Source organism: Arthrobacter sp. UYEF3, from assembly GCF_040546245.1.
In the GTDB taxonomy this organism is placed as follows: Bacteria; Actinomycetota; Actinomycetes; order Actinomycetales; family Micrococcaceae; genus Arthrobacter.
Window position 1 is genome coordinate 1 of the sequence record NZ_JBEPNK010000034.1, and the last position, 13,286, is coordinate 13,286.

17 protein-coding genes are annotated in these 13,286 nt (G+C 64.8%); 13 read left to right on the forward strand and 4 right to left on the reverse strand.

From position 1 onward, the window contains the following. The first annotated feature begins 163 nt into the window (after positions 1-163). The 6 genes from pxpA (at position 164) to ABIB14_RS17125 (ending at position 5,138) form a co-directional block, all read left to right on the forward strand. Entirely contained in the window at positions 164-919 is a 756-nt protein-coding gene (gene pxpA / locus ABIB14_RS17100; protein ID WP_354237108.1) for a 5-oxoprolinase subunit PxpA, read from the forward strand. A 37-nt stretch (positions 920-956) separates the two neighbouring features. Further along, the gene (locus ABIB14_RS17105; protein ID WP_354237109.1) at positions 957-1,196 is read left to right on the forward strand and encodes an acetyl-CoA carboxylase; all 240 of its coding nucleotides are present in this window, start codon (positions 957-959) and stop codon (positions 1,194-1,196) included. Between the two features lie 2 nt (positions 1,197-1,198). After that, a complete protein-coding gene (locus ABIB14_RS17110) occupies positions 1,199-2,551 on the forward strand; it encodes an acetyl-CoA carboxylase biotin carboxylase subunit (protein ID WP_354237110.1) in 1,353 nt (450 codons plus the stop codon). Beyond that, a complete protein-coding gene (locus ABIB14_RS17115) occupies positions 2,548-3,453 on the forward strand; it encodes a 5-oxoprolinase subunit B family protein (RefSeq protein ID WP_354237111.1) in 906 nt (301 codons plus the stop codon). The genes ABIB14_RS17110 and ABIB14_RS17115 overlap by 4 nt, the downstream gene beginning before the upstream one ends. Next, a complete protein-coding gene (locus ABIB14_RS17120; RefSeq protein ID WP_354237112.1) occupies positions 3,443-4,429 on the forward strand; it encodes a 5-oxoprolinase subunit C family protein in 987 nt (328 codons plus the stop codon). The genes ABIB14_RS17115 and ABIB14_RS17120 overlap by 11 nt, the downstream gene beginning before the upstream one ends. Before the next feature lie 442 nt (positions 4,430-4,871). After that, positions 4,872-5,138 (forward strand): lipocalin-like domain-containing protein, encoded by a 267-nt coding sequence (locus ABIB14_RS17125; protein ID WP_354237137.1) that lies wholly within the window; start codon positions 4,872-4,874, stop codon positions 5,136-5,138. On the opposite strand, the gene ABIB14_RS17130 is transcribed toward ABIB14_RS17125, so the two are convergent. Next, positions 5,092-5,436, reverse strand: coding sequence for a DUF3846 domain-containing protein (locus ABIB14_RS17130; protein ID WP_354237113.1), 345 nt, complete (start codon positions 5,434-5,436; stop codon positions 5,092-5,094). The genes ABIB14_RS17125 and ABIB14_RS17130 overlap by 47 nt on opposite strands. A gap of 125 nt (positions 5,437-5,561) precedes the next feature. Beyond that, positions 5,562-5,798, reverse strand: a complete 237-nt coding sequence (locus ABIB14_RS17135) for a hypothetical protein (RefSeq protein WP_354237114.1) — start codon at positions 5,796-5,798, stop codon at positions 5,562-5,564. A 730-nt stretch (positions 5,799-6,528) separates the two neighbouring features. Here ABIB14_RS17135 and ABIB14_RS17140 point away from each other — a divergent pair. The 4 genes from ABIB14_RS17140 to ABIB14_RS17155 all read left to right on the forward strand — a co-directional run bounded on the left by ABIB14_RS17140 (position 6,529) and on the right by ABIB14_RS17155 (position 9,650). Then, a complete protein-coding gene (locus tag ABIB14_RS17140; protein WP_354237115.1) occupies positions 6,529-7,134 on the forward strand; it encodes a PadR family transcriptional regulator in 606 nt (201 codons plus the stop codon). A gap of 4 nt (positions 7,135-7,138) precedes the next feature. Then, the gene (locus ABIB14_RS17145) at positions 7,139-7,726 is read left to right on the forward strand and encodes an MOSC domain-containing protein (protein ID WP_354237116.1); all 588 of its coding nucleotides are present in this window, start codon (positions 7,139-7,141) and stop codon (positions 7,724-7,726) included. Positions 7,727-7,880: 154 nt separating this feature from the next. After that, a complete protein-coding gene (locus ABIB14_RS17150; RefSeq protein ID WP_354237117.1) occupies positions 7,881-8,657 on the forward strand; it encodes an electron transfer flavoprotein subunit beta/FixA family protein in 777 nt (258 codons plus the stop codon). A 12-nt stretch (positions 8,658-8,669) separates the two neighbouring features. After that, a complete protein-coding gene (locus ABIB14_RS17155; RefSeq protein ID WP_354237118.1) occupies positions 8,670-9,650 on the forward strand; it encodes an electron transfer flavoprotein subunit alpha/FixB family protein in 981 nt (326 codons plus the stop codon). A 127-nt stretch (positions 9,651-9,777) separates the two neighbouring features. Here ABIB14_RS17155 and ABIB14_RS17160 read toward each other — a convergent pair whose 3' ends face one another. Then, a complete protein-coding gene (locus ABIB14_RS17160) occupies positions 9,778-10,080 on the reverse strand; it encodes a hypothetical protein (protein WP_354237119.1) in 303 nt (100 codons plus the stop codon). A 157-nt stretch (positions 10,081-10,237) separates the two neighbouring features. Between ABIB14_RS17160 and ABIB14_RS17165 the strand changes: the two genes are divergently transcribed. Both ABIB14_RS17165 and ABIB14_RS17170 read left to right on the forward strand, forming a co-directional pair. Beyond that, the gene (locus tag ABIB14_RS17165) at positions 10,238-11,242 is read left to right on the forward strand and encodes a cytochrome b/b6 domain-containing protein (RefSeq protein WP_354237120.1); all 1,005 of its coding nucleotides are present in this window, start codon (positions 10,238-10,240) and stop codon (positions 11,240-11,242) included. A 141-nt stretch (positions 11,243-11,383) separates the two neighbouring features. After that, positions 11,384-11,644, forward strand: coding sequence for a hypothetical protein (locus ABIB14_RS17170; protein ID WP_354237121.1), 261 nt, complete (start codon positions 11,384-11,386; stop codon positions 11,642-11,644). A gap of 641 nt (positions 11,645-12,285) precedes the next feature. Here ABIB14_RS17170 and ABIB14_RS17175 read toward each other — a convergent pair. Beyond that, positions 12,286-12,408, reverse strand: a complete 123-nt coding sequence (locus ABIB14_RS17175; protein ID WP_354237122.1) for a hypothetical protein — start codon at positions 12,406-12,408, stop codon at positions 12,286-12,288. 65 nt (positions 12,409-12,473) lie between these two features. On the opposite strand from ABIB14_RS17175, the gene nboR reads away from it, so the two are divergent. Beyond that, positions 12,474-13,079, forward strand: coding sequence for a nicotine blue oxidoreductase (gene nboR, locus ABIB14_RS17180; RefSeq protein WP_354237123.1), 606 nt, complete (start codon positions 12,474-12,476; stop codon positions 13,077-13,079). Positions 13,080-13,286 lie beyond the last annotated feature (207 nt).

Here is a 13,286-nt window from a genome sequence, read left to right on the forward strand (position 1 = left end):
GCAGCGAGGCCGGGAATCCGCCATGCCCGAAACCAAGAACCGCGGCCGCCCCTGACAAACAGTCAGGACCAACCGCGGATCGGTGGATCAAGGCTAAGTCAGGCCATCCGATTCGTCGACCTGCAGGATATCGGTGCAGCGGAATGCTGAGTAGCGTTGCCTCATGCAAACAACTGTGACCCCTGACACCTCACCCCGCACTCAAGGGCGTGTGTTGCTGAACTCCGATATGGGCGAGGGCCTGGGCCTCCACGAATTCGGCAACGACGAGGACCTCATGCGCATCATCGATGTCGCGAACGTGGCCTGTGGTTACCACGCGGGCGATCCCGACGTTATGAACCGGACCGTGGCGCTAGCCGCAGCGCACGGGGTGGCTGTCGGATCGCACCCCGGCCTCCCCGACGTGGTGGGCTTCGGGCGGCGTCGAATGGTGCTCAGCCCTGACGAAGTCGAGTCGATCATCCTCTACCAGACCGGGGCCTTGACGGCGTTCCTCGGTAAGCACGGGCTGAAGCTGAACCACATCAAACCCCACGGCGCCCTGTATGGGATGTTGGCTGGTGACGAGGAGCTGATGCAGTCAGCCGCCGGAGCAGCGCTGCAGTTCGGGGTTCCGTTTTACGGGCTCGCCGGGACCGCCCACGAAGTCGTATGCCGGGCCATGGGCGTGGAATTCGTGCCCGAACTCTATGTCGACCTCAACTATGGTCCGGCCGGAGAGCTGTTGATCCAGCGCCGCCCGGTTCCCACTGATCCCGCAGCCGCCGCCGAGCGCGTCCGCCGGGCCTTGGCCGGCGAGCCAGTGCTGGCCGTTGACGGCACCGAATTGAACATCCCGTTCCGGAGCATCTGTGTGCACTCCGACGCGCCCAACTCAACCGCCGTCGCCAGCGCCGTGCGCGCGGTACTGGGCTAACCCAACCAAATCCAAACCATCTGAAAGCGAGCATCACGTGGCAAACATCATTTCCCCCCTCCCCGGAGTCTTTTACCGCAAGCCCGGCCCGGGCAAGCCGCCGTTCGCCAACGAGGGCGACACCATCGAGATCGGGCAGACCGTCGGCATCATCGAAATCATGAAGCAGTTCACCGAAGTCCAATCCGATGTGGCAGGGACCCTCGAATCCTTCGAGGTCAATGAGGGCGAAATGGTCAATCCGGGTGACACCATTATCGTCATTCGAGAAGGATAGCCATGAAGAAGTTACTCATCGCCAACCGCGGCGAAATAGCCGTGCGGATCGCCCGGACCGCCCGCGAGATGGGCATCGAGACGCTCCTGGTGGCCAGCGAACCTGACGCCGATTCCCTGGCCGCGCGCACAGCCGATGGCTTCGTTGTGGTCGGACCGGCGCCCGCCCCCGCCAGCTACCTGAACCAGGACGCCATCCTGGCTGCAGCTGTGGAGAACGGCTGCGATGCCATCCACCCGGGATATGGATTCCTCTCCGAAAACGCGGTGTTCGCCCGGAAGGTCGCAGAGGCAGGCCTGACCTGGGTGGGTCCGGACGCTGATGCGATCGAAATGATGGGCAACAAGTCCATGGCCAGGGAATCTGCCCGCAAGGCGGGCGTCCCGGTGCTCCGTGGTACGGACGGTCCGCTCGACCCCGAAGCCGATGCCCTGGAAGCGGCCCGCGGCATCGGTTATCCGCTGGTCGTCAAGGCCTCCGCCGGCGGCGGGGGCCGGGGCATCCGCTTTGTGCACAAAGAAGACGAACTGCTGGAAACCATAGAGATGGCGCGCGGCGAAGCGGCATCGGTGTTCGGAGATCCGACCGTCTACCTGGAGCGCTTTGTGCAGCATGCCCGGCACGTGGAGGTACAGATCCTTGGCGATGGAACCAACTTCATCCACCTAGGAGACCGCGACTGCTCCATGCAGCGACGCTCGCAGAAAGTCATCGAGGAAGCCCCTGCGCCGGACCTTCCCGACGCCGTCCGCCGGACCATCCGGGAATCGTCCGTGGAGCTCGCCCGGGAATGCGGCTACAGCGGCGCCGGAACGGTCGAATTCCTCTACGACCCGGCCGGCCACGAGGCCGCATTTATAGAAATGAACACGCGAATCCAGGTTGAGCACCCCATCACGGAGCAAATCACCGGCGTTGACCTGATCCGTGAACAGCTGCTCATTGCCTCCACCGGATCCATGTCCATCGGGCAGGAGGACATCCGATTCAGCGGCCACGCCATCGAGTGCCGCCTCAACGCCGAGGACCCGGACAACAATTTCTTCCCCAGCCCGGGTGTCATCACCGCCTTGGAATGGCCCGCCGGCGACTGGGTCCGGATTGACACCGGGGTGGAGGTCGGGTCGTCGGTCAGCCCGTACTACGACTCCATGCTGGCCAAGCTCATCGTCCATAAAGACACCCGCGAAGCCGCCACTGAAGCGATGCTGACTGCCCTGGATGAGACACGAATAGAAGGGGTCAAGACAACCGTCCCGGTGCTCAAGAAGCTCCTTAGACGGCCCGAATTCGCTGCCGTTAGCCACCACTCGAAGTTCATAGAAACCGTCACCGACCTGATGGAGGCAACATGAGTAGCCCGGAACCCGCCGTGTTGGAGGCCCGTTACACCTGGGGTGGAGACGAATTCCTGTTCGTCGAAGTCTCTGAGTCCATGAGCTTGGCCGCCAATTTCCGGGTCATGACCCTTGCCGAGAAGCTTTCAGACCTGATACTGCCGGGCATTGTGGACGTATGCCCTGCCAACGCCTCACTATTGGTGAGGTTCGATCCCGACGTCCTGCCGCCGTCGACCCTGGAACAAACTCTGCGGACGATTGAAGGGGACCTTGCCCACCATCAACAGCAGGCGCTCGAGACCCGGATCATCGAGGTTCCTGTCTGGTATGACGATCCCTTCACGGCCGAAGTGGCAGAGCGCTTCCGCGAGGGTTTCCATCAGGAGCCGGGCGGCAGCGACATTGACTACGCGGCGAAAGTCAACAATCTCAAGGACGCTGGGGAGTTCATCAAGAGGCACCACGAGCAACCCTGGCTTGTCTCCATGGTCGGATTTGTCGCCGGCCTGCCGTTTCTCTTCCAACTGGTTGATCGCGAGAAACAGCTTGAAGTGCCCAAGTATCTGAGTCCGCGCACCGATACACCCGCGCTGACTGTGGGCCACGGGGGCTGCTTCGGCTGCATCTACTCCGTGCGCGGAGCCGGCGGGTACCAGATGTTCGGAGTCGCAGCCGCGCCGATCTTCGACCCGGCGCAGTCGCTGGCCGATTTCAAGGACTTCATGGTGTTTTTCCGGCCGGGCGACATCGTGAAGTTCAAGCCGGTGACCGAGGCCGAATACAACAGCATCCAGGCCGAGATTTCCGCAGGGACGTTCCGCTACCGGCAAGCGCCCGTGACATTCGATCTGTCCAAGGCGCTGGCGGATCCCGAAGGCTACAACCAGGCTCTCATGGAGGCCCTCAATGGCGTTTGACATCAAGAGCCCCGGCCTTGCCACCACGGTCCAGGACCAAGGACGCACCGGCCACTACAACGTCGGCATCCCGCAGAGCGGATCCATGGACCAGTACTCGGCCGAACTCGGCAATGTGCTGGTGGGCAACACCGCCAAGGAGGCCGTCCTTGAATGCACCTACATGGGCCCGGCGCTGACCACCGATCAGGATGCCCTCATCGCCATCACCGGAGCACCGGTTGAAGTGAAGGTCAACGGCGAACCCCGGCACCAATGGACCCGCCTGCAGCTGAGCGCAGGGGATGAACTCAGCTTTGGAGTCATTCAGGGTGGCACGCGCTACTACCTCGCCGTCCAGGGGGGTATCGATGTTCCCGAGGTGCTGGGAAGCCGGTCCACCTACAGCCTCGGAGCGATTGGCGGATTCCACGGCCGCAAGCTGGAGGCCGGCGACCAGGTTCCCTTAGGCACTGCGCTCTACCGCGGAGCGGGACCCGACGCCGATACTGTTCCGGAAGAATTCCGTCCGCTCTTCGCAAGAGAGCAGACTGTCAGGATCGTGCTGGGCCTGTATGACCACCGGCTCACGGCCGAAGGGCTGGGCAACCTCCTGAACAGCGAGTGGAAGGTGACCCCCGTGGCCGACCGAATGGGTTTGCGATACTCCGGCCCCGGCGTCACGTGGAAAGAACGGGAGCAGCCTTTCGGTGCCGGTTCCGACCCGTCCAACATTGTGGATGCCGGCTACGCCGTCGGGTCCATCCAGATCCCCGGCGGCACCCAGCCCATCATCCTGCACCGTGATGCCGTCTCCGGCGGCGGCTACGCCATGGTGGGAACAGTCATCAGCGCCGACATGGATCTGCTGGCCCGCGCCGCCCCCGGTACGTCCACAAGATTCGTCGCCGTCACCCTGGATCAAGCCCTCGCGGCGCGCAAAGAACTCACCGAACTCAGACAGAACGCGCGTACAGCACTCGGCTTCAGCGGTTAATTCGCCGCTATGCAGCCCCGCCGGCATGACGCGGGCAGGGCGCTCGGCGGACTCGACGTCCTGATCAACGACGCCGGCATCGCCTGCCCGCCGTCGCGGCCGGGTTGCTGGTGGCAGCGGTCGGCATGAACCTGACCACGACGGGTACGGAACCCCGCTGGTGACTGCCGTTCTTCCGGTCCTGGTCATCGAGCTATGCCGGGCCGGCCGGGGACCGCGTCTGACCTCTCCTGCCCGCCTCGCGCAGTAATCCGCGGGTCTGGGCTACCCACCCGCACGGCTTTTTATTGCCTCACAGCGGCCTCAGCCGCCGGGCACACCGCCGGGCACACCGCCGGGCACACCGTCAACAAAGGGGAACCGACACGACCGAATCCTCGTCCCTTCAACAGCAACTGGCCAGCGGCTGGCGGCTGGCCAGCTGGCGGCTGGCGGCTGGCGGCTGCGTACCTTCATCGAGGTGCCGGTGGACGGATCCAAGCCCTCGTACCCCATGGGCGAGGAAGTCCAGGGCATGATCATGTCCACCCCGGACGGATTAATGTCCACCCAGCTGATAAGCAGCGGGCGAGGTACCCCGGGCTGGAGACGGCGGCGGAGTCTAGGGCAGAGGAACTCTGCCCCTGACGCCGGCGGCGCAGCCGTGACGCGCGAGACGAGGCTTAGGCTGCCAGCGGCAAGTCAAAGAGCTGTTCGGCCAGCCGGATGAGGCGGAAGGGGACGTTTGCTTCTTCGCCCCGGGGTCCGTGGCCGAGGAACACCACCCTCCCGTTGATGAAGTCGTCGAGGTCGACGCCCGCCTCGCGGATAAGCACCTCGGCCCGGTCGTTCTGGGGCAGCCGGTATCCCTCGTCATTGAGGTAGGCATGCCAGTTACTGCCGGCGATGGCTTCGATGTTCCCCGCCACCAGTTTCTGCAGGACGGGCACGGCGGTGTCCACGCACTCGATCCGGACCGGTTGGATGAGTTGGGCCGGAACAATCAGGGCGTTGTAAATGGCGTTCATGGTTCTTGTCCTTGTGACTGAAACGAAGGGCTGCGGTTCCAAGGGTGCGCGCCATACCTGGCACGTCAGGAGTGGTGCGGGCGGCCGATGGGGCTGGAGTCTCGCATCCGGCCGCCCGCGGCATGTTAGCGCTGGTTTTTGCGCGGTTTTGCGAACAGCCCGTCGCCGGACTCGTTTTTAGCTCTTTTTTCGGCCCGCTTTTCGATAATTGTTTTCCCCGTTTTTTTGGCGCTGCCGCTCTTAAGCGATTTTCCGGACAAAGGAATCACACCTTTCTGTTCTTGCGTGTACCCAATACCATACACACTTATATTTTTTATGCCAGTTCCCAAAAGGACGGCCATAAAAGTGCGGTGAAACACGCCGTGAAGCACGCCATGCACGCGTGGCGCCGGGCCGTATCCCCCGCCTACTAGCGCCTCAGGGCCGTGATAACAGTCCTTGCGCGATATCCGAATCCACGGCTGAGGCGAAATCGAAGAGGGTTCGCACCGCCGTCGAAATTGTCACTAAGAAGCCAGAGGAAACACCACAGGATTTGCAAAAAACAAATTAATTTGACGATGCCGGCGCCGAAGCTGACTCGCAAGGATTCTGGCCCAGCCGACACCTGTGCCTGCCGCAGAATTTCCGGTGTGTTCAACTCGCCAAGCAAATTTGGACTTTACGGACGAACTCTCCGAGGTGCTGGAGTAGGAATGCGTACCCGGCGTCGCTGTAAAGCACAAGCTTGGCGTGGGGTAGTTCCTGCATCGCCGCATAGGAGCTATAGGCGTCAATCATGACGTCGTGGGCGCCGCCAGCGAAGAGCACTTGGGCGTCTATGGTGGCCAGATCCCGCCGCCATGTCCTCCCAGGGAGCCTGACCCCGAGCGGCCCTGGCGGCGCGCGTCCCTCCTAAGCCTCCGCCAGGCATGTCAGCGAAGTTGGCTCCGTACTACCGGCAGGAGAATGGCAACCCGCGCGTAAGCGTCGCACAACCTGCTACCCAAGATCCCTTGACCCTCGATATTCGGAGATATATCGTTAAGTATCGCCGAAGGATCGGCAAGAACCAGAGCACCACCACCACATTGGAAGGACGATGCCGCTATGAAAGGCATTAACGACGATATATTCACCGAGGGCGGACCTGCCGAAGGACGATTCGGACGCGGCCGGTGCCGCCGGGGACCGCACGGCCACGGCGGCTTCGGGGGCGGCCGCGGGTTCGGGCCAGGCTTCGGCCCGGGTTTCGGTCCCGGGTTTGGTCCGGGCGGGCCACGCCGGGCCAACAGGGGCGACGTGCGCTCGGCGATTCTCTCCCTGCTGGCCGAGTCACCCTCGAACGGCTATGGCCTGATCAAGACCATCGCGGAAAGGACCTCCGGTGCGTGGCGTCCCAGCCCGGGCTCTGTATACCCCACGCTGCAGCAACTCGTTGATGAAGAACTTATTGCGCCCGTCGGCGACGGCCGGCGCACAGAGTTCACACTCACGGACGCGGGCAAGGCCTACGTGGCCGAGCACGCCGAAGAGCTGGGGAACGCCTGGAACACCGACCCGCAGGGATCCGGCCCGGCGTTCCATCAGAGCGTGGGCAAACTGATGGGAGTCATCCACCAGTTCCGCTTCTCGGCCACGGAGGAACAACGGACGGCTGCGATGGAAAAGATCGATGAGACCCGCCGCGCGCTCTACCAGATCCTCGCCGACTAGGCCCGTGATTCCGGAGCCAGCGCAGCCGGCGTACAGGCACGACGTCGAGATCCTGCACCTGCTCGTGTCGCCGGCGCACGCCTACTTCGGCCGCGCCCGCGAGGGTGCGGCCGACGTCCCGACCACAGATGCCGAGCACGTGGAACTGGTCGCCGGCAAGGGCATCGTCGGTGACCGGTTCTTCGGCAAGGCCGCGCACATGGATGCCGCAGTCACGGTGTTTGCCGTCGAGGCTCTCGAAGCCATCGCGACCGAGCTGGGCACGGCGCCCCTTGACCCGCTGCTGACGCGCCGCAACGTGGTGATCCGAGGAGCCGAGCTTGCGCCGCTGCTCGGACATGACTTCGCATTGGAATCCCGTGCGGGGCTGGTGCGGCTCAAGGCCGGCCGGCCTGCGCACCCTTGTGCCTGGATGGATGAGATGCTCGCCCCGGGCGCCCATAATGCCATGCGCGGACGCGGCGGCGTGCGCTGCCAGGTGCTGTCCGACGGCGTCCTGCCCCGAGGAGCGGCGGTCCTGATCAGCCCGGTGCCGCTTGATCCGGACCGTGCGGGCGACGCGACCGTCCTGCGCCCGTCCCGGCTGCCCTAGACCGAGTCCGCGGGGGCCGCTAATCCCCCGGAACTGCAGCAGGAACGGCCCGACACGGCCCCTGCAGGCCAAGCCGTCCAAGACCTTCGTAAACTCTAGGGAGATCCGACCCGTCTCCGCTGTGGAGGCGTGCCCGCCACAGGAAGAGCCGTCAATGAAGATTATCGTTTTAGTAAAGGAAGTCCCCGACACCTACGGGGACCGAATACTGAACCTTGAAACAGGCCTCGCCGATCGCGAAGCCAGCGAAACAGTCATCGACGAGATCGGCGAGCGTGCCTTGGAGCTGGCACTGAAGTACGCCGACGCGAACGAGGGAACCGAGGTCGCGCTCCTCTCCCTCGCACCCGAGAGTGCGACGGCGACCATACGTAAGGGGCTTGCGATGGGCGCGGGGAGCGCCACCCACATCTGTGACGAGGCGCTCCGGGGCGCCGATCTTGGACTGACCGCTGAAACCCTCGCAGCAGCGATCCGTCGCACGGAGTTTGACCTGGTCATCACCGGCAACGTCTCCACGGATGGATCCGGCGGCATGATTCCCGCGATGCTTGCAGAATTGCTTAACGTGCCGCATGCCACCGGCCTCAGCGTCGTGGAGATCAGCGACGGCGCGGTGTCCGGCTCCCGGCCGATCGACGCCGGCGTGCAGAAAGTATCAGCACCCCTGCCCGCGGTGATTTCCATTACCGAGGCGCTTCCCGGGCCCCGCTTCCCGAACTTCAAGGGCATCATGGCCGCGAAAAAGAAGCCCCTGGAGACGCTGACCCTCGCGGACCTGGGGGTCACGGCAGAGGACCCGGACGCGGCGCGGTCGATCATGCTGACGGTGGCAGAAAAGCCCCCGCGCGCGGCGGGCGTAAAGATCGTTGACGAGGGTGATGCCGGCGAGAAGCTGGCTGACTTCCTGACCGAAAACCGACTGGCGTAAGGATCAAACGACATGACTGAATTCCCTCGTGACGCCATCCTCGTCGTCGTCGAAACCGGGGCAGCCGGTGAACTCGAGAAGGCTGCGGCCGGGCTCTTCGGCGCTGCCGCTGCGGTCGGCACGCCAATTGCCCTGGTCCTCGCCGGTCCCGGCGCAGGGAGCGCCGCCGCGGAGGCCGCGGCCCTGGGTGCCGCGCACGTCCTGATCGCCGAGACACCGGATCCTGCCGCGCTCGGAGTGCCTGGCGTTGACGCCCTTGCCGCCGCCGTGGAGCAGGTGCAGCCGGACGCGATCCTGATTTCGCATTCCCTGAATGGGCGCGACCTTGCCGGCCGGTACGCTGCCCGTTCGCGTGCCGCGGTGTCCGTGGACGCGATCGGCGTGTCCCGTGATGATGAGGGCGTCGTGGCACACCATTCGGTCTACGGCGGTGCGTACAACGTGACGTCAACGTCCACATTCGGGGCGCCGGTGATTACGGTTCGCCAGGGCTCCATCGAGGCCCGCGCCACGGCGCAGCCGGAGGCGTCGGAGACCCTGGCCGTGGCGGCTTCCGGGAAGCCGGCTGCGCGGATCGACTCGTTCGAGGAGATCGTGGCCGCCGCCTCGCGGCCGGAGCTGCGTGGTGCCGCGAGGGTGGTCGCGGGTGGACGCGGCCTCGGGTCGGTGGAACAGTTCGCCCTGGTCGAACAGCTCGCCGATGCCCTGGGCGCCGCCGTTGGTGCTTCGCGGGCCGCGGTGGATGCGGGCTTCGTCCCGCAGTCGCAACAGGTGGGCCAGACCGGGGTTTCTGTGTCCGCGCAGCTGTATATCGCGCTGGGCATTTCCGGGGCCATTCAGCACCGGGCCGGCATGCAGACCGCCAAAACGATCGTCGCCATCAACAAGGATGCGGACGCGCCGATCTTCGAGATCGCCGACTTCGGCGTGGTGGGCGACCTCTTCAAGGTTGTTCCCCAGCTGATCAGCGCGCTTGAGGCCCGGAAGAAGTAATGATGGCAGCTCAGTCTCGGTCCATCCGGCGGGGCCTGCCGCGCGTGCCGGGCGGCGAGTCCTGGCCGGCAGCAGGCGAGGCACCCGCACTTTTTGCTGCTGCCCCGGCCGATCTCTCCGCCCCCGTTCAGGAAACGGCAACGCGGGCGACGGCGGTGTCCGCTGCGCCGCCTGCCGTGAACGCCGATGCCGGGCCGCGGCAGCTCCGCCGTGGCCTGCCGCGGGTGCCGGGCGGCGAGCCCTGGCCGCCAGCCGGCGAGGTTTCAGCAGCAGTTGCCTCGGTACCTCCCGCACCGGCCGCTCCTGTTACTGCTGCCGCCCGGACGGGAGTGCCGGCATCGACGTCGCCAGCAGCTGCCCTGGCCACCGCACCGGCCACACCGACGACGACGGCGGGAACCACCCGGCTTCGTCGCGGCCTTCCTCGCATCCCCGGAGGTGAACCCTGGCCGCCCGAAGGATGCTCGCCCGTACCTGCTACAACGGCTGTCGCCCCGGCAGTCACCACGGCTGTCGCTGAGGCACCTGCTGCGGTGACTGCCGAAACTGCAGCACCCGCTCTTGCCTCGTCTGAAGCACCGGCCGTGGTGAGTGAGGCACCCTCCGCACCCACCGCCGTCGTGCCTCCAGCACCGGCTGTCCCGCAGGCAGTCGCTGCAGATAAACCGGCGAAGGCCGCAGCCAAGGCACGGCTCTACGGTTCGCGCTCCCTGGGCCAGTGGATCAGGTTGGTTGTGCTCCTCGCGGTCGGTGCCATGGCCGCCGCCGGGATTCTGTTGCTGGCCGCGCGCGGTGTGACGACGCTGCCGGGCGTGCCGGAGTTCCTCAAGAGGTACCCGGGCGCGTATGACCTGCCCGATAGCGCCGAGCCCGGCTTCCCGTGGTGGGCGCAGTGGGCTCACTTCCTGAATATCTTCCTGATGGTGCTCATCATTCGCTCCGGCTACCAGGTGCGCACCCAGCAGAAGCCGCCGGCATTCTGGACGCCGAAGCGCGGCGGCAAGAAAATCAGCATCAACCTGTGGCTGCACCAGTTGCTGGACATTTTGTGGCTGACAAACGGACTGCTCTTTGTGGTGCTGCTGTTTGCCTCCGGCCGCTGGGTGCGGCTGGTACCGACCAGCTGGGAGGCGTTCCTGAATGCGCTGTCGTCGCTCCTGCAGTACATGACCCTTGACTGGCCCGTTGAGAGTGGCTGGGTGAACTACAACAGCCTGCAGCAGCTCATGTACTTCATCGTGGTGTTCATCGCGGCCCCGCTCGCGGCGATCACGGGGGTGCGCATGAGCGAGTTCTGGCCCAAGAACGCGAGGACGCTGAACAAGGCCTACCCGTTGGAGGTTGCCCGAGCGGTCCACTTCCCCACGATGTTGTTTTTCGTGCTCTTCATTGTCGTCCACGTGTTCCTGGTATTTGCGACCGGTGCGCTGCGCAACCTAAACCACATGTTCGGCGGCACCGACGAGGTGAACTGGGTGGGGTTCTGGCTCTTCGCGGCGGCCATCGCCCTTACAGCGGCCGGGTGGTACGCCGCCCGCCCGCTCGTGCTCGCACCCATCGCGAAGCTGTCCGGCCAGGTGAGCAGCCGGTAGGCGCGCACGGGTCCGGGCTGTCATTTCTCCCTACTACCGCCGCTTCCGGGGCCGTGGTACGTTCAGCGTGATCAGGATGTCCAGACGCGGCCCCTTGACCAGCCCGGCTCCTGGCACAGTCCCAGAAAGCAGAGGCAAACGATGCCAACACTATTGATCTTCCATGAAGTCGACGACGTCGAACACTGGCTCAGTTCACCCAAACGGGAAGAAGTCTTCGGGCCTCTGGGCATCACGGTTCGAACCTTCACCGACCCGGCAAAGAGCCACCGTGTAGGCCTGATCGTCCAAGTCCCCGACATGGAAACTTTCCAGCGAGTTATGGAGTCGCAAGAGGTAGCCGGGGCGATGAAATTCGACGGCGTCCGCCCGGAAACAATTCTGACGCTCGTCGAGCCCTAGTCATCTCCGGGGACTGGCCCTGATGCCGAAAGCGGCGGAGACGACGTAGCCCGCCAGGTCCGGTCCAAGTTGCCGGCCGGGCATGCGGGCGGCAATGGCGCTGATCGGCGGGTACCGCAAGGTCACCCCCTGGTGGCCGCGATTGGCGCAGGGCTGGTCCTTCGAATAGTCCTGTGGATCACAACAATAAATGGCGGTATTTTAGCAGCGCTAAAACGTCACTACTTTGGGGCTGGACCCGCTGGAACTCGGTAGGCCGGGGCACGGGGAACGTCTAACAGTTCAGCCAACTTGTTTTGGGACACCCATCGGACCTCTGCCACTATGAGGGCTTGGGCCGCGCGCGTACGTGCATCCGCTCGCCCTGCTGTACAAACAAACTGATGAATACTACGGGCTCCCGTCAGCGCTGGCGAACCAGTGCGCTGTGTGGGTGTCGAATTCGCGGCTTCGTGGCAGCCGACAACAACGACAAGCACGCTCTCGACTCCTACCGGGCACAGGGAGCGGCGGCGTCCCTGTGACATTCTCTGCCCTAACCGCCCGGTAAGGGTTCCTCAAAAGGACGCTCCCGTCCTAGGGATGGAACGTCGCTTTTCGTTCGGGGAGCATCGGCTGGGCGGCAGCTGACTGGACTATGTTTAGAAGGCCGGTGAGTTTCGGTCCACCACTTCTTCGCCCCAGAAGAGCTTCTCATTGAAGTACCAGCCCAAGCGATCGTAGGTGGTATTTTCGAATTCGATCTGGTTGGTCCGCAGTCCCACTCCATCTAGTGTCGTACGGATCCGCGGCCAGCTGTCGGGCCCCCGGTGGAAGCTAGGGTAGGCACATGAGGAACAACCAACCGCCCGTAACGGCGGTCCTCCTGGCCGCCGGTGCAGGCACGCGGCTGGGGCGCGGCCCGAAGGCACTGCTGCCGTTTAGGGGCAGCGCCCTCGTTGAGGTGCTTGCCGATGTGCTGCTCGACGGCGGCTGCCGCGAAGTGGTGGTGGTGCTCGGTGCGGACGCGTCCGTAGTCAGAGCAGCCACCGACCTCCGGCGGCACACAGTGATTGAGAATTTGGGCTGGGCCAACGGGATGGGCGGCTCGTTCCGGCTGGGGGTGGCAGCCGCCGCCCCCAATGAAAGTGTGATGATCGCCCTCGTGGACCAGCCCGGGCTCACTCCGGCAATCGTGGCCCGGCTCCTGGCCGGCCACCGACCCGGCCGGGTGACCGCGGCAGCCTACCGCGGTGCGGACGGCAAACTCAGACGAGGCCATCCCCTGCTGCTGGACGCCTCCCTGCGTTCCGGTGCCGCGGAGTCGGCAACGGGCGACGTCGGCGCCCGGCTGTTCCTGCAGGCACTCCCGGAACTTATCGATTTGGTGGACTGCAGCGATCAGTCCGGCGGGGAGGACCTCGATACTCCCGACCAGCTGCCGCTGCTGGACTGACCCCGTGCCGCCGGCTACCAGCGGGGATGGGTTGATTCGCTGAAGCGGCGGTTTTAGATGTCGCGGACGCCGGCGTCGGACGCTGCGTCGGTGACCGTACCGGCGGCCACCGACGCAGTCAGAATAGCCCGGGCCTGCTCCGGTCAACGTTGCCCCGGTTCGCGCCGAGCTGCCAGGTTTCCAGCCCGACGTTGGAGACGGTCCGTC